This is a genomic window from Haloarchaeobius caseinilyticus (assembly GCF_051207395.1).
In the GTDB taxonomy this organism is placed as follows: domain Archaea; phylum Halobacteriota; class Halobacteria; order Halobacteriales; family Natrialbaceae; genus Haloarchaeobius.
The window spans coordinates 230,078-245,959 of record NZ_JBPJZC010000001.1 but is presented as its reverse complement, the minus strand read 5'-3'; the positions used below and the strand labels follow the sequence as shown (position 1 = coordinate 245,959).

Here is a 15,882-nt window from a genome sequence, read left to right as displayed (position 1 = left end):
TACCTTAGACCGCCGTAATCGATGAGAGACCCCGACGGACTGCTGTCTCGAGCCGGTGTACGCGGTGACCCGAACCGTGACCAGCACTTCCTCGTCGACGACCGCGTCCTGAACCGACTGACGGGCTATTTGCCCGAGGACGCAGAGACGAGTCACCTGCTGGAAATCGGTGCCGGCAACGGCGCGCTGACCGACAGACTGCTCGCCGTGGGTGACCACGTGACCGCCATCGAGCGTGACCCGAAGATGGTGTCGTTCCTCGAACGGGAGTTCGCCGACGAGATCGAGGCGGGCGACCTCGACGTGGTCGAGGGCGACGCCTTGCAGGTCGACCTCCCCGACTTCACGGCGTCGGTGTCGAACCTGCCCTACGGCGTCTCCAGTGAGATATCCTTCCGACTGCTTCCCGAAGACCGCCCGCTCGTCCTGATGTACCAGAAGGAGTTCGCCGAGCGGATGGTCGCCGACTCGGGGACCAGCGACTACGGCCGACTGTCGGTGACCACGCAGCACTACGCCGACGTGGAAATCGTCGAGAACATCCCGAAAGAAGCGTTCTCGCCGCCGCCGCAGGTCGAGAGCGCGGTCGTCCGCTGTGTCCCACGCGACCCCGATTACGAGGTCGACGACGAGGAGTTCTTCTTCGACTTCGTCAAGGCGGTGTTCACCCAGCGTCGGAAGACGATGCGAAACGCGATTCGGAACACGGCGCACATCTCCGGGCTGGACGACGCGGACGCGGTCGTCGCGGCCGCCGACGAGGAACTGATGGGGAAACGGGCTGGCAAACTGCCACCGGCGACGTTCGCCGAACTGGCGACGCTCGCGGCCGATGTCGGGCGTGATGACACCGATGCCTGAGGCAGCCATCGTCCCAGCCACCGTGGTACAGACGGGGGCGAACTGGGAGTGGCTCATCCAGCCAATCGACTCGCTCGCGACCGTCGTGGACAATCCAGTACTGAAAATCGCGGTCACGCTCGTCGCCGTCGCCGTCCTCGTCGGCATCGGCTATCTCACGACGAAAGTGCAGGGCCGACTGCGAGCGTCCTTCGGCAACACTGCCGCCGACCTATTGACCATCGTCATCATCGCGGCGACGTTCCTGACCGCGGCCACTGTCGTCATCGGGGTGTGGGCGATGGCGAAAGACGTCTCCGTCGCGTTGCGCGACACGCGATTGATCTCAGGAGACGACATCCCGAGAATCGCCATCACGCTGGTCGTCTTGCTCGCGGCCCACCTCGTCTCTCGGGTCGTCAAGCGAGTCGTCGAGCAGTTCCTGAAGACCTCGGATGCCGTCACCGACCACCAGCGTCGGCTCACCTACCGGGTCAGCCAGGTCATGCTGTGGATCGTCGCGCTGCTCGTCGTCCTCGGCATCTGGAACATCGAGTTGACCGGCCTGCTCGTCGGTGCAGGATTCGCGGGTATCGTCGTCGGTATGGCCGCGCGCCAGACCCTCGGTGCCGTGCTCGCCGGGTTCGTCCTGATGTTCGCGCGTCCGTTCGAAATCGGTGACTGGGTGGAAGTCGGCGACAGCGAGGGTATCGTCAGCGACATCTCCATCGTGAACACGCGCATCCAGACGTTCGACGGCGAGTACGTGATGATTCCCAACGACATCGTGAGTAGCGAGAAGGTCGTGAACCGCTCGCGAAAGGGCCGACTACGGCTCGAAATCGAGGTCGGCGTCGACTACGCCAGCGATGTCGACCACGCGGTCGACGTAGCGGGCGACGCGCTTTCGGACATCGACGAGGTTCTCAGCGTGCCGACGCCACAGGTCGTGGTGAAACGGTTCGCCGACTCCTCGGTCGTGCTGGGTGCGCGAGTCTGGATAGACAAGCCCAGCGCGCGGCGAAAATGGCGCGCGATTACCGCGACCGTGACCGCGCTGAAGACGTCGTTCGACGCCGAGGGAATCAAGATTCCTTACCCGCAGCGCGAACTGTCCGGGCGCGAAGAGACCGGCGGCTTCCAGGTCGCTGGTGAGTCGGTAGAAGCAGCCACTGCGGAGGAGGCGACCGCCTCGCCCGACGGTGGCGACGGCGGACGCGGGGGTGACGAGTAGTGGCGAAAGACCTCGCCGAACGTCGTGGCGTCGAGACCGAGGTGTACCAGCCAGCCGAGGACTCACATCTGTTGGCCGAGACGGCGGTCGCAGACCTGGCGGCGTGCAGTGACGAATCAGCTTCGGGCGGCCTCGCGCTCGAAGTCGGCACCGGGTCGGGCTACGTCGCAGAACAGGTCGCCGCCGAGACCGACTGCGACGTGGTCGCTTCGGACCTGAACCCGCACGCGTGTAGACAGGCGCGTGAGCGTTCGACCCACGGCGTGTCGGTCGTCAGAGCCGACCTCGTCTCTCCGTTCGCCGACGGCGTGTTCGATGCAGTCCTGTTCAACCCGCCGTACCTGCCCGAAGACGCCGCAGCCGCTCGCGACGACTGGATGGAAGTCGCGCTGACCGGCGGCGAGGACGGCCGCGCGGTCGTCGACCCGTTCCTCGATTCGGTCGGTCGCGTCCTCTCATCCGACGGTGCGGTGTACCTCCTCGTATCGAGTCTGACCGGCGTCGACGAGGTCGTCGACCGCGCCGCCGAGAACGGATTCAGCGCCGTCGCCTTGCGCGACGAGTCGTTCCCGTTCGAGACGCTGACCGTCCTCAAGCTGGTTCGCTGAGAAATTACCACTGTGCATTTGTTGGGTTCGCAAATATTATAGGCCCGCATTTCCAAGCGACGGGTACGAATGACTGAACTCGTCTCGACGACACCCGGACTGTTCCCGCTCCCGGACTGGGCGAAGTCCGAGTTGTCCGACCTGAAAGGCCACCAGAAGCACGACCTCATCTCCGGCGACGAAGGGCCGGAGATTACGTCCGTCTACGAGCAGACGCGCGCCGAGGTCGTCCAGGCACAGCAAGAGGCTGGCCTCGACCTCGTCGGCGAAGGCCAGTCCCGCTGGGACGACATGCTCGCGCACCCGCTCACGGTACACGACAGCGTAGAGACCCGCGGCATCGTGCGCTACTACGACAACAACAACTTCTACCGCGAACCCGTCGTGCAGGACGAACTGACCTTCGACGGTGACGTGGCGGCCGAACTCGACGCGACCGCAGAACTCGTCGACGACGGCCTGCAGGCGGTCCTGCCCGGCCCGTACTCGCTGGCCGACCTCGCCACGGACGAGTACTACGGCGACGAGACGGCGTTCCTGCACGCCGTCGCTGACTTCCTCGCGGGCGAGGCCGAGGCCTTCCCCGAGGTCGACACGCTGTTCCTGCTCGAACCCTCGCTCGTCGAGAACGCGCCCGGTGAGGGACTCGACGCGGAGGTACCCGAGGCCGTCACGACCGTGGCCGACGCCATCGACACCGAGGTCGTCGTCTTCCCGTACTGGGGCGCACTGGAGGAGAAGGTGTACGCCCACCTGCTCGACGCCGACGTGGACGCCGTGGGCTACGACTTCGTTTCCGACCACGAACAGAACCTCTACAACGCACAGGAGTACGGCACCACCGACGACGTGGCGCTCGGCCTGCTCGACGGTCAGAACACGCTCGTCGAAGAGCCCGAAGCGGTTCGGGACCGTGTCGACTGGGTGTTCGACAACCTGCCCGTCACCGATTTCGAGACGGCCTACGTGACGCCCAACACCGGCCTGTTCCACCTGCCCTACGCGAAGTTCGAAGACAAGGTGACCGCCGTCGCCGAGGCAGTCGCCCTCGCCGACGCGGAGGTGACAGCATGACGACCCCGACAGCCAACCCCAACAGAGACCAGTTCAAACCCGAGGACCACCCGAACGACCACTACATCCTGACCACCGTCGTCGGGAGCTACGCCAAGCCGAAGTGGCTGAACCGCGCGAAAGAACAGTTCGAAGACCCCGACTCGAAGTTCGACGAAGACGACTGGCAGGAGGCGAAAGACGACGCCTCCCGGCTCATCACGGACGAGCACGAGCGCGCCGGTATCGACGTGGTCGTCGACGGCGAGATGCGCCGCACCGAGATGGTCGAGTTCTTCGCCCACCGCATCGACGGCTACGAGTTCAACGGACCCGTCAAGGTGTGGGGACACAACTACTTCGACAAGCCATCCGTCGTCAGCGAGGTCGAATACGACGAGACCTGGCTGGTCGACGAGTACGAGTTCACCGCCGAGGTGTCGGACGCGCCGGTCAAGGTGCCCATCACCGGCCCCTATACCCTCGCTAACTGGTCGTTCAACGAGGCGTACGACGACGACGAGCAACTCGCCTACGACCTCGCCGACCTCGTCAACGAGGAGATCGAGAAACTCGTCGAGGCTGGCGCGCGCTACATCCAGATAGACGAACCGGCACTGGCGACGACGCCGGACGACCACGCCATCGTCGGTGAGTGTCTGGAACGCATCGCTGACGATATCCCCGAAGACGTGCGTATCGGTCTGCACGTCTGTTACGGCGACTATTCGCGTATCTACCCCGAGATTCTCGACTATCCGGTAGACGAGTTCGACCTCGAACTCTGTAACGGTGACTACGACCAACTCGACGTGTTCACGAACGACGAGTTCACGAAGGACCTCGCACTCGGCGTCGTCGACGCCCACGTCGCCGAGGTCGAGTCCGTCGAGGAGATCAAGCAGAACATCCGGAAGGGTCTCGAAGTCGTTCCGCCGGAACGCCTCATCGTCTCGCCCGACTGCGGCCTGAAGCTCCTGCCCCGCGAGGTCGCCTACGGGAAGATGGCGAACCTCGTGCAGGCGACGCGCGAAATCGAGGCCGAACTCGACGCTGGTGAGATAGAGGTCTCGGCCCCCGGTGCCGCACCCAGCGCGGACGACTGAGCGCGTCGATTCGAGACGAGCCGATTCTGTCTACCGATTTTTTGTGGACTACTGCGACGGTCTTCGTTCGAAAGCGAGTACCTCTGTGTAGCAGGTTCCTGGTGAGCGGCGACGAGGTTCCCCTACTACGGCCCGAAAATAACGTCGGGAGCGAAGATAGTGAGGCTGAGAAGACCGAGCAACAGGAGAATCGCGGTGACACGCAATCCACCTGCTACCTGTCGGCGCTCTGTTGAAATGGCCTCGGCGAATCCAGACAGCGCGAATCCGACCGCCATGACGAGCAGATGAATGGAGGAAACATCGTGTAGAAGGTCGTAGTAGATGTAGGTACTCGCCAGTACGAGTGAGCCAGCCAACATTCCGAACGCAGTGAGCCTCCCAGCAGGTTCGCTATAGACGACGTCTTTGATTTTGGAGCGCACGAAAAAGTCTATTTATCGACACGTTAAATAGGTGTGGCACTATCTGCTACCGCCACTACTTTCGCGCTTTTATCGAGAACGTCTGTGGCAGTTCGACCGGCACGTCGTCGGGCAGCCACCAGCGGCCGCGTTCGTCCTCGGTCATGCCCTCGAAGCGCTTCCACGTACACCACGGGAACTCGTGGAGGAACTCGATTTGTAACCCTCGACTCGCCAGTGCGGTCACGACTTCGCCGAGTGAGTGACCCCACTCGTACATGTCCGTCTGTTCGAACTCGGCGTCGAAGTCGGCGTAACTCCCCTGCACGTCGAAGTGCTCGGCCTCACCCTTGAAGTACGAGTACGCGAGCGTCGCGGTGTCACCCTCGACGTGTTCGAACGTCCCGGCGAGCGGGTGGCCTTCGGCGATGTAGAACGTCCCACCGGGGGCGAGGTGACTGGCGACCGTGTCGGCCCACGCGTCGATGTCGTCCAGCCAGACGAGGACGCCGTAGGAGGTGAACACCACGTCGAACTCTCTGTCGAGGTCGAGCGTCAACACGTCGTGTTCGACGAACTCGGCGCGCTCTGAGAGACCGGCTTGCTCGGCGAGTTCGGTTCCCTTTCGGACCGCTTCTTCCGAGAAGTCGACGCCGACCACGTCGGCTCCCTTGCGGGCCCACGAGAGACTGTCGAGACCGAAGTGACACTGGAGGTGGAGCATCGTCGTGCCCTCGTCGATGTCGGGTCCGAGTTCATCACGTTCGAGATCCCACAGCGAGGTGTCGCCGTCGAGGAAGCCCTCGACGTCGTAGTAGTCCGTGTCGGGATGATGCGCGGCGCGCTCGTCCCACATCCGCCGGTTCGCTTCTAACTCGTCGCTCATACAGGTGTGTGGCCCACACCGGGTCATAAGCCTTCAGGAGGCACGAGTCAGCGTGACGTGGACGACGGTGCCGCGCGGGTCGTTCTCCGCGAAGTCTATCTGGCAGCCGACGGCCCGAACGGTCCAGTTCACGAGCCAGAGGCCGAGCCCGGAGCCGTGTTCGAGTGGCGTCTCTTCGCCGGATTCGACGACCCGACGTTCTTCCGGCGGCAGCCCCGGGCCGGTGTCCGCGATGGAGATGGTCACCGCCGTCGGCGTCGCGTCGACGCTCACGGTCACGGCCGGGTCTGTGCTGTCGTTGTGTTCGACGCCGTTCTCGATGAGTTCGTACAGGGCCCACTCCAGCGTGGTGTGGGCGAGGACTTCCTGAGTCGCACTGACGGGCGTCACGATGGTCGCGTTCGGGTGGCGTTCGCGCACCCGTTCGACCGCCCGGTCGATGGTCGCCCCGACCGGGATGTCCCGCCGTTTCGCAGCCACGTCGTCCAGTGCTCGCTCGACGTAGCGAGCGCGGTCGGACCAGTCGACGAGTTTCTCGGCCGCATCACACATCGCGGCGAGGTGGATTCGGTCTTCGGCGTCGAGGCCGTCGTCGAGCAGGTCACCGTGACCGAGGATGATGTTCGTCTCGTGGCGAACGTTGTGTCGCAAGACGCGGTTGAGCACGTCGAGTCGTTGCTCGCGAAGCACCCGGTCGGTCACGTCGTGCAGCGTGACGAGGCGGCCGACGAGGAGGCCACTGGCCCGATGGACGGGCGTCGCCTCGACGGTGACGTACCGCTCGCGGCCGGCGACGTCGTCGAGGAGGAGTTTGTCTTCGCCGTCGTCGTCGAGCACTGCGGCGAGGTTGGGTTGAATCGCTTCGACTGACGCACCCGTCGGGTCGCTCGCGTCGAGGACGCGGTCGGCAGCAGGGTTCGTCTCGGCGATTCGCCCCTGTGCGTCGAGGACGATGACGCCTGCAGTCATCTCTTCGACGACCGCGTCCGTGACGACCGAGGGCGAGATTGGGACGACGCCGAACAGTCGATGCCCGAACAGCGCAACTGCCAGCGCGACGACGGAGAGGCTGAACGAGAGCGGCCCCATACTCAGTCCCTCGATTGGCCGGGCGTCGAGCAGCGTCGGGATCGTCCCGAGCGCCGGCGCGACGACGGCGACGAGCAGTGCGCTCATCCTGCCGCGGTACAGTTGCGGGGCGCGCATCGAGAGCCGAATCAGAACGATAGAGCCGACGAAGACGATGCAGTAGACGTAGACGATGGCCGCCCAGTAAGCGACGTTGTGGGTGACGTCCCACGCCGCCAGTCCCGGGCCGGCCGGTTCGAACCCGTTCACCGTGCGGAACAGGGTGTGGTAGCGACCGTTCGTAAACACGAGTGGGAGCGTCACGACTGGCTGGACCGCGAGCAGTGCGAGCAGTCTCCCCGAAATTCGCTCCCGGTGGCCGGTGTACGACAGCGTGAACAGGAGCCACGCGGGGCCGACGAGTAAGATACCGACCCACTCGACGTTCGCCAGCAATCTGAACGTCGAGAACTCGGTCTCACCGATTCGGAACGCGTTCGCACCGGTCCAGATGGTGATGCCGATGCAGAGGACGGCGAACTGGACGGCCCCGGGGACTGCCCGCGCTCGATAGGCGTAGCCAGCCAGCACGAGCGTCGTGACGGCGACGAGGATGAGCGTCACCGTGTACGGGTTTCCGGTCGTCATCGGCGGTGGTTGACGGCGTGACCCGTCACGGATACCTGTCGGTCGGTGTAGAGGTGTGTGGCGGGGGACTTGGCTCTGTTTGCCGGAAATGTGACATACCGACTCGATGAAACAGTTCGTGCACGCTTTTGGGCTAGACGATGCCCCTGACCAACGACCCGAGCGTCGGCAGGGCGATACCGATGGCGACCGGGAGGACAGCGACCACACCCATGTCGACGTACGCCTCAGTAGCCCCCACGAGTGCGAACTGACCGACGAACAAGAGGACGACGAGGACGCCGAATCCGACGCCAGCACCGACGCCCCGGGCGAACGTTCGCTGTGGGAGGGCGACGAGTGCCCCGGCGACGACCAGCCCGAGCCAGTGGAACCAGACGAGTGTGAGACCGAGCAAGACCCAGACGACGTTCTGCAGGTACGAACTATCTTCGCGGAGGGCGGCGAGCGAGAGGTCCTCGAAACCGCGTCGCTCGTCGTCGGTAGCACTCATCGGTCACGCACCTCCACGTCGGCCGCAGATTCGCCAGCACCGAGGTCGTTCGCCGCCTCGTCGCTCTCGTCGCGGCCCGACGACCCCGTCCCACCGGCAGCCGGGAACCGGAGCGTCGTCCCGTCGGGCACCGACCGAGTCATCGACTTGTAGTCGCCGTTGGCCCACCGTTTCAATTGGTCGTCGTAGTGGTCCGAAAAGTACGCACCCGAGTTGCCCCCGGGGAGGATGGCCTGTGACTCGCCGTCGAACGTGGCGACCATCCGCCAACTCGCGCCCGTACTCGCCTCGCTGTGGAAGTTTCTGACCGTGCCGGGCGAGCCTGCCGTGCGCAGGTTCGGGTAGTTCAGGAAGTCCTGGTCGAACGGATGCGTGAACCTGACGCGGTTCCAGTCGCCGTAGTCGCGCCAGCCCTCGTCGTCGATTTCGGTCACAGCCTCGCGCATCGCATCGGTGGCGAGTGCGGTCCTGTCACCATCTGTCTCGGCGAACCAGTCGCCGTCTTCGGGCAGTGTGCCGAGCACCCAGTCGTTCGGGAGCGAGAAGTCCTCGGGCAAGCCCGCCTCGTCGAATCGACTTCGGAACACCGTCTCGCGGTACGCCCGGAGCCACCGGTCGAAGACGAGCGGCGCGAGCTGGTCGGGTTGCATCCCCACTGCCCACGACCGGAGGAGTTCGAAGGGGTTCCGCCCGTCGTCGCCGACGGTGAGTCCATCCGTGTCGGCGCTGGCCGCCGCGTCGGCGAGGACGGGCCGGAACAGGTCGACACGTGGGTCGACGACGTCGAGTTGGACCCGTTTGCAGAAACTGGGGTCCATCGACTCGTCGCTCTCGGCTCGGGCGTCCAGTCGGTCGTAGATGCGCGCGCCGCGGAACGGCGGGGCGTAGCCTTCCGAGAGGTAGTGTTCGGGGTCGTTCGTCAGGCGCTGGTTCGCCGTGGCGAGGTAGTCCGGGTTCTCGACGTGCGGTTTCTCGTCGAAGGGGACGAACCCGTCCCACGAAGACTCGCCAAAGGGCGTGTAGCCGTCGCCCCACTCGCCCTCTTTGGCGGAGCCATCGAAGATTCGCGTCCCCATCACTTCGACGCCTTCCGTCGTGCGAATGGGAATCTTGCCGGTGACCCAGTACAGCGTGTTGCCCGCCTCGTCGGCGTAGACGAAGTTCTGCGTCGGCTCGTCGAACAATTTGAGGGCTTCTTTCGCTTCGTCCATCCCGCCGGACCGATTCAGCATGTGGACCGCTTCCACGGTCCGGGTGCCCGAGAGTCCGGTCCACGCGACGCCGATTTCGTCCGCCACGCGGAAGCCGTCGCCGTCGGGGAACTGAGTGAGAACGGAGCCGTGAACCGACTGCTTCACCGTAATCTCGCGGTCCTCGCCGTCGGCCACTTCGATGGTCTCCGTGCGACTGTCGAACTGGCGCGTCTCGTCGCCGTAGCGATAGCCGCCGTCACCAGATTTCTCGTAGCTGTAGAAGTCGATGACGTCCGCGCCGGTGTTCGTAAAGCCCCACGCCCCGCCGTGGTTCTGCCCGATGATGACGAACGGGACGCCCGGGAACGTCACCCCGCGCACATCGACCGGGTCCGGGCCGACGACGTGCTGTTCGTACCAGACCGGCGGCACGGTCAACTGCAGGTGTGGGTCGTTCGCGACGATGGGTGTCCCCGACGCAGTCTGCTCGCCGGAGACGACCCACGAGTTCGACCCGATGCCCGGCCGGGTGTCGAATTCGGCCAGCCACGAGACCATCTCCGAATCCGGTACCGTGGCGTCCGCGGCGTCGACCGAGGACTCGGGCGAACCGTCCCGGATGATGGGTACGTCGTGGTCCATGATTCTGGGATAGAGCTGTTCGGCGGCTGCCCCACCCAGTTTGTCGCGAGCGAGTGCCTTCCGAAGCGTCCTGAACGTCCCGGTCAGGCCCCACGAAATCTGTTTCTCGACGAGCAGCGACCCCACTGGTGTCCACTCTCTCGGCTCGAAGTCGAGCAGTCGATACTCGATGGGCGTCTCCTCGCGCTCTCGCGCACGATTGACACCCTCGACGTACGCCTCGACGACGTGGCCCGTCTCGGTCCCCTGCACGCGCTCCCACGTCGCCTCGGCGGCGCTGCGGAAGTCGAGCTGTCGGTGGAACACGTCCGAGTCCAGTGCGACATCGCCCACGACGGCCGACAGCTCACCCGCCATCAGCCGGCGGTAGAGGTCCATCTGGAAGTAGCGGTCCGTCCCGTGGCAGTACCCCACGGCGTAGTAGGCCGCCTCCTCCGAGTCGGCCTCGACGTGTGGTACCCCGTCGTCGTCGTAGCTCACCGCTGCCGCCCCATAGGGACTGTCTACCGTCCCCTCGCTACCCGTATCTGCCGCTCCCCACACCGTCCCCGACCCCGGTGCGAACCGGGCGAGGTAACTCCGTGCCTCCGTGAGTGTCATCCCACCGACACCGGCACCGAGGACGGCCGTCAGGAGGGCGCGACGGGTCGTCTCTCTGCTCATAACGTACACGAACGAGCGGGACATTTATAGTTTGTTCGTGGGGTGCGGAAGGACAGACGCGAACACTTTGGCGCGCGCTGAGTCGCGTGTCGAAGACCGCGACTCGACATCGCGCGAGGGATGAGCGGTGTAGAGGGAACGGAGTGACCGAAACACCGCGAATCGGTTGGGGAGGGCGTGGCTGCGGTCATGTACTGTCGGGAGTTGTGAACTGGTTCCCGAACCGACCGCCTGCGACGACGACACTAGGACATGGCGGTCATGTTCCGCCGGCGCTAGTGAACTGCTTCTCGAACCGACCGTCAGCGACGACGACAGCCACACACGGCGGTCATGTTTCGTCGGCAATCGTCGACGATTGCCCAACTGATGCACTACGACCACGAACAACAGAACCCAACCAGGAAGTCACGACCGAACACACCACAGCAACCGCTAGCGACCGAAAAAGAACGAAGAAACGCAGAACCGACGACTGGCTTACTCGTACAGCCAGGTCGCCGTCTCTTTCTCGTAGTCGACGAGTTCGTCCTCGTCGAAGAACAGCGAAATCTCGCGTTCGTTCGACCCGGGGTCCTCGTGGTCCGAGCCGTGGATGACGTTGCGACCGAGGTCCAGCCCGAAGTCACCACGGATGGTGCCCGGGGCGGAGTCGGCCGGGTCAGTCTCGCCCATCATGCCGCGGACCTGGCGGATGGCATCCTGGCCTTCCCAGACCATCGCCATGACCGGACCGGACGTGATGAAGTCGACGAGGCCGTCGAAGAACGGCTTGTCGGCGTGCTCGCCGTAGTGTTCCTCGGCGAGTTCCTGGTCGATCTGCATGAACTTCGCGCCGACCAGTTTGAGGCCACGGTCCTCGAAGCGGGAGATGATCTCGCCGGTGAGGTTGCGCTGGACGCCGTCGGGCTTGACCATGACGAACGTGCGCTCGTGGTCACTCATTCTTCGGATTCCTCCGTCGGTGCGTCTGACTTCGCGCCCTGTGCGGTCCACTCGAGTTCGCGCGGTTCGCGACCGAGCGACGCGTTCTTCTCGCACTTCGCGGAGCAGAAGTGGACGGTCGTGCCGTCCGTGTGGACGAACATCGTGCCCGTGCCGGGCGTGATGTCGTCGCCACAGTACTCACAGTCTCGCGTTTTTACCATTTATTGACCTCCGATGGAGTCGGCCTCGCGGGCGGTCTCGCGCAGCTGCAAGACGTCGCCTTCGCGCACGGGGCCAAGGCAGTTTCGCGTGATGATGCGACCCTGGTTTTCCCCTTCGCGGATGCGGCACTTGACCTGCATGGCTTCGCCGTGCATGCCGGTCTTGCCGACTATCTCGATGACTTCCGCGGAGGTGGAGCCGTCTTCGGACTCTTCGGCACTCATGGATTACCTCTACAGGTCCTCGAGCTTGCCGGAGATGTCCTCGACGTCGTTCGAGGCCTCACCAGCGTCGACGATTGCCGCGGCGGCACTACCGACTTCGAGACCGGCGGCGTGGCCGACGTCGTCCTGCGTCTCGATGAAGACGACACCGATCCCCTTCTCGTTCGCGAGCTCGGGGAGGTGCATGACGATCTCTTCCGGCGTGACGTCTTCGGCGACGAAGACGAGCGAGGCGTTGCCGCGCTCGACGGCTTTCGTCGTCTCGTTCGTTCCTTTCTTTACGGTTCCTGTGTCTCGGGCGACCTCGAGCGCCTCGAGGGCGTCCTCGGCGAGGTCGGCTGGGATCTCTTTGTTGACGTATACTGGCATGGTTGCTCACCTACTCCCACGCGTGGGCTCGCGCTCCCCTGCCGTCGCGGGTGAATCCCGCATGGCCGCCAGCTGGGACGGAGGCGGCCGGATTCCTGTGCGGCTAGGAGCATCATCAACCCCGCGTAGGGCGTATCACGTCCATACTCGACGGTCCGTTATAAGGGTGTTCAAACGTTCGCAGGTATGCGAAACGCCAGCACGCGGCCAGAATCAGCGTGACGGTGCCGCTTACAGCAGGTGGTCAGCGAGCGAACGAGAACGGGTCCGGGACGATGCCCATCGCGAACCAGAGGTCGTTGTGGCCGGAGCCGTCGATTTCGACGAGTTTGTCGCCGTCGAAGCGGCCGGTGTAGACGAGGTCTGCGGTGAACGACTGGCCGGTCGGGTCGAAGACGAGTTCTTCGTCGTCGACGACGAGCCGCCACTCGTTCTCGAACGTCCCGGTGCGCGTCGTTCGGACGACGACGATGTCGCCGTCCACGTGGACGCTGTCGATGGTCTCTTCCACGTCCGGCACCGCGCGGTGGAACCGGAGCATGCGGTCGGCCAGTTCGTTCGCGCCGAGATAGCGACTCGGGTCGGACATCAGGACGCAGTCCGCTGCGATGTGTTCGTAGAACACGGTCGGGTTACCGCCGTCGTGCCCCTCATCGACGAGTCGCCGGGCGATGGCCTCGTAGTCGGTACTGTTCAGGTTCTGTTGCCCCCCAGGCATGACTGAGAGTAGGCGCGAGGAGATATAACCTTATCCACGATTTAGGCCGCCAGACGACGGGGTTCGGGGCGGTTCGGGAACACATCAATTGTCTGGGTTTTCGGTCTCGGAGGGCTGCTTTCGGGTAGCAGCCAGCGATGTGTACACGTGGTGACCAGCGGACAGTAATTCGATTCACCGCCAGCATCCAACGACAACGCACTTCTCGCGCCGACGCCAATCCGCGAGCAATGAGTTCGGGCGAGGCGACGGCGGTCGTCGCGGCGGCGACCGCGCTACACGACGAGGCACGGGCCGAGAACGAGCGACGGCTGCTCGTCCTCACCGGCGAGCGCGAGCAGTGCTACGATACCGTATCGACCGTCCTCGACGAGCTGCCAGTCGCCATCACCGCGACCGCACTGGTGGGCGAACGCGACTTCCTCCGGTGCAGACAGGTGGCGCCGCGGCGAGCGAGTGAACTGCTCGGAACGACCACGGACTGTATCGTCGTCGACGCCCACGACGAGTTTCGGCCGAACGCGCTCGGACAGGTCGTCGGTGCGGTCGACGGTGGCGGCCTGCTCGTGTTGCTCGCACCGCCACTCGACGACTGGCCAGTCCACCGCGACGGCTTCGACGCCGGGATGGCCGTCCCGCCGTTCTCGACCGACGACGTGACGGGTCACTTCCGAGCGCGATTCGTCGAGACATTGCGGGGACATCGCGGCATCGCAATCGTGGACGTGGACACGGATACGGTCGAAGCTGACGGGTTGACCCATCCAGCACCACGACTCGTTCGCCAGGGCCGAGGTGATGGCAGCCGAGTAGACGCGGAACTCCCGACGCCAGCCGACCACGATTTCCCCGACGAAGCCTACGACGCCTGCCTGACCGGCGACCAGGTCGAAGCAGTCCACGACTTCGAGTTCCTCGCTGGAGACTCGAAGCCACGCGCACTCGTTCTCGAAGCCGACCGCGGCCGCGGGAAGTCGAGCGCCGCAGGCATCGCCGCCGGAGCGTACGCGGCCGCGGGCCAAGACGTACTCGTGACTGCACCCAGTTACCAGAACGCCGCGGAGGGCTTCGACCGTGCTCGCGAGTTGTTCGAAGAACTGGGTGTCGCTGGCGACCACTCGGACGAGAACACGCACCTCGTGACGACGACCGGCGGTGCGGTCAGGTACGAACCGCCGCAGGTCGCCGCCGAGACTGCCGCAGAACCAGACCTCCTCGTCGTCGACGAAGCCGCGGCTATCTCGGTTCGGTTGCTCGACGAGACGCTCGCCGCGGACCGAGTCGCCTACGCCTCCACGGTCCACGGCTACGAAGGAGCCGGTCGCGGCTTCGCGGTCCGGTTCCGCGACCATCTCGACGAGAGCGACCACGAAGTCCGCGAGGCGTTCCTCACCGACCCGATTCGCTACGCCGCCGGTGACCCCGTCGAAGTGTGGTCGTTCAATGCACTCGGCCTCGCGGCCAGTCCGCCGGTCGACCCGCTCGTCGTCGACGCCACGCCCGACTCGGTCGAATACGGCCGACCCAGTGCCGAGGACTTGCTCGCCGACCCGACGCTCCTCCGCGAGACGTTCGGTCTGCTCGTCCTCGCACACTACCAGACCGCGCCGGACGACCTCGCCCGTCTGCTCGACGCGCCGAACCTCGCCGTGCGAACCCTGACCCACGACGGGCACGTCGTCTCTGTTGCACTCCTCGCGAGAGAAGGAGGCCTCGACGCCGAAACCCGCGCCGACTGCTACGAAGGCGGTCGCATCAACGGGAACATGATTCCCGACGTGCTGACGAGCCAGTTGCGCGACGAAGCCGCCGGAAAGACGGTCGGCCAGCGCGTCGTCCGCATCGCGACCCATCACGCGGTTCGCTCGGCTGGCCTCGGCTCGCACCTGCTGTCGGCCATCCGTGACGAGTTCGCCGCCGACGTGGACTGGCTCGGTGTCGGCTACGGCGCGACACCCGAACTCCTCGACTTCTGGTCGCGAAACGACTACGGGACGGTCCACCTCTCGACGACCAGAAACGACGTGAGCGGCGAGTACTCCGCGGTCATGCTGTCCCCGTGTTCGGCCGACGGCGAGACCCTACACGACCGGCACGCAGACTGGTTCGCACGGCGGATTTCGGGCGTCCTGACGGACGCACTACGGGACATGGCTCCGGACGAGGGTCGGGTCGCACTCGCCGCCTGCGAGGCAACAGTCTCGCTGGACCTCGACGAGATGGCCTGGCGAGCCGTCGCTGGGACCGCCTACGGTGCGGGCCTGTACGACGTGGCCCCCGGCCCGTTCCGCGAACTGGTCGTGAAACACCTCGTCGACCCCGAGCCGGGTGCACCCGACCTGTCGCCGCAACACGAGCGCGTCCTCGTCTCGCGGGTGCTGCAGGCCCACGACGCGGAGACGGTCGCGGCCGACCTCGGCTATCACTCATCGCGGCTCGCGATGCGCGCCCTCGGCGAGGCGCTGCGGCCACTGGTCGCCGCGTACGGCGACGAGACGGCCCAGCGAGAACGGCGGCGACACGACGACGAGAACTGACTGTCGCTCCGAACGTAATTTTGGGGAGTATCGACGTATTAGACTCG

General features: G+C 65.0%; 16 protein-coding genes. 6 read left to right on the top strand and 10 right to left on the bottom strand.

What is annotated here, in order from left to right; genetic code table 11:
- Positions 1-21 precede the first annotated feature (21 nt).
- The 5 genes from ACSC1P_RS01300 to ACSC1P_RS01280 all read left to right on the top strand — a co-directional run bounded on the left by ACSC1P_RS01300 (position 22) and on the right by ACSC1P_RS01280 (position 4,841).
- Positions 22-861 (top strand): 16S ribosomal RNA methyltransferase A, encoded by an 840-nt coding sequence (locus ACSC1P_RS01300; protein WP_435358316.1) that lies wholly within the window; start codon positions 22-24, stop codon positions 859-861.
- Positions 854-2,074 carry a mechanosensitive ion channel family protein gene (locus ACSC1P_RS01295; protein WP_435358315.1) on the top strand — a complete coding sequence of 407 codons (1,221 nt, stop codon included), beginning with the start codon at positions 854-856 and terminating at the stop codon, positions 2,072-2,074. The genes ACSC1P_RS01300 and ACSC1P_RS01295 overlap by 8 nt, the downstream gene beginning before the upstream one ends.
- Entirely contained in the window at positions 2,074-2,682 is a 609-nt protein-coding gene (locus ACSC1P_RS01290; RefSeq protein WP_435358314.1) for a HemK2/MTQ2 family protein methyltransferase, read from the top strand. Before ACSC1P_RS01295 ends, ACSC1P_RS01290 begins: the two co-directional genes overlap by 1 nt.
- 69 nt (positions 2,683-2,751) lie before the next feature.
- The gene (locus ACSC1P_RS01285; RefSeq protein ID WP_435358313.1) at positions 2,752-3,756 is read left to right on the top strand and encodes a 5-methyltetrahydropteroyltriglutamate--homocysteine methyltransferase; all 1,005 of its coding nucleotides are present in this window, start codon (positions 2,752-2,754) and stop codon (positions 3,754-3,756) included.
- Positions 3,753-4,841: a methionine synthase gene (locus ACSC1P_RS01280; protein WP_435358312.1), complete on the top strand. Its 1,089-nt coding sequence runs from the start codon at positions 3,753-3,755 to the stop codon at positions 4,839-4,841. Before ACSC1P_RS01285 ends, ACSC1P_RS01280 begins: the two co-directional genes overlap by 4 nt.
- Positions 4,842-4,966: 125 nt before the next feature.
- Here the strand turns inward: ACSC1P_RS01280 and ACSC1P_RS01275 are convergent, their stop codons facing one another.
- The 10 genes from ACSC1P_RS01275 to ACSC1P_RS01230 all read right to left on the bottom strand — a co-directional run bounded on the left by ACSC1P_RS01275 (position 4,967) and on the right by ACSC1P_RS01230 (position 13,298).
- On the bottom strand, positions 4,967-5,266 hold the full coding sequence (locus tag ACSC1P_RS01275; protein WP_435358311.1) for a DUF8011 family protein: 300 nt from the start codon (positions 5,264-5,266) through the stop codon (positions 4,967-4,969).
- 55 nt (positions 5,267-5,321) lie between these two features.
- Positions 5,322-6,131, bottom strand: coding sequence for a class I SAM-dependent methyltransferase (locus ACSC1P_RS01270; RefSeq protein WP_435358310.1), 810 nt, complete (start codon positions 6,129-6,131; stop codon positions 5,322-5,324).
- 33 nt (positions 6,132-6,164) lie between these two features.
- Positions 6,165-7,847: a histidine kinase N-terminal 7TM domain-containing protein gene (locus ACSC1P_RS01265; protein ID WP_435358309.1), complete on the bottom strand. Its 1,683-nt coding sequence runs from the start codon at positions 7,845-7,847 to the stop codon at positions 6,165-6,167.
- A gap of 133 nt (positions 7,848-7,980) precedes the next feature.
- Complete coding sequence (locus tag ACSC1P_RS01260; protein ID WP_435358308.1) at positions 7,981-8,340, bottom strand: hypothetical protein; 360 nt, start codon at positions 8,338-8,340, stop codon at positions 7,981-7,983.
- Positions 8,337-10,838 carry a penicillin acylase family protein gene (locus ACSC1P_RS01255; protein WP_435358307.1) on the bottom strand — a complete coding sequence of 834 codons (2,502 nt, stop codon included), beginning with the start codon at positions 10,836-10,838 and terminating at the stop codon, positions 8,337-8,339. The genes ACSC1P_RS01260 and ACSC1P_RS01255 overlap by 4 nt, the downstream gene beginning before the upstream one ends.
- Positions 10,839-11,318: 480 nt before the next feature.
- Complete coding sequence (gene ndk / locus ACSC1P_RS01250) at positions 11,319-11,783, bottom strand: nucleoside-diphosphate kinase (RefSeq protein ID WP_435358306.1); 465 nt, start codon at positions 11,781-11,783, stop codon at positions 11,319-11,321.
- A complete protein-coding gene (locus ACSC1P_RS01245; RefSeq protein WP_435358305.1) occupies positions 11,780-11,986 on the bottom strand; it encodes a 50S ribosomal protein L24e in 207 nt (68 codons plus the stop codon). The genes ndk and ACSC1P_RS01245 overlap by 4 nt, the downstream gene beginning before the upstream one ends.
- Positions 11,987-12,211 carry a 30S ribosomal protein S28e gene (locus ACSC1P_RS01240; RefSeq protein WP_435358304.1) on the bottom strand — a complete coding sequence of 75 codons (225 nt, stop codon included), beginning with the start codon at positions 12,209-12,211 and terminating at the stop codon, positions 11,987-11,989. It abuts the gene before it with no gap.
- Positions 12,212-12,220: 9 nt separating this feature from the next.
- Positions 12,221-12,580, bottom strand: a complete 360-nt coding sequence (rpl7ae, locus tag ACSC1P_RS01235; RefSeq protein ID WP_435358303.1) for a 50S ribosomal protein L7Ae — start codon at positions 12,578-12,580, stop codon at positions 12,221-12,223.
- Between the two features lie 244 nt (positions 12,581-12,824).
- Positions 12,825-13,298: an ester cyclase gene (locus ACSC1P_RS01230; RefSeq protein ID WP_435358302.1), complete on the bottom strand. Its 474-nt coding sequence runs from the start codon at positions 13,296-13,298 to the stop codon at positions 12,825-12,827.
- A gap of 230 nt (positions 13,299-13,528) precedes the next feature.
- Here ACSC1P_RS01230 and tmcA point away from each other — a divergent pair, with 230 nt between their 5' ends.
- Positions 13,529-15,835 carry a tRNA(Met) cytidine acetyltransferase TmcA gene (gene tmcA / locus ACSC1P_RS01225; protein ID WP_435358301.1) on the top strand — a complete coding sequence of 769 codons (2,307 nt, stop codon included), beginning with the start codon at positions 13,529-13,531 and terminating at the stop codon, positions 15,833-15,835.
- Positions 15,836-15,882 lie beyond the last annotated feature (47 nt).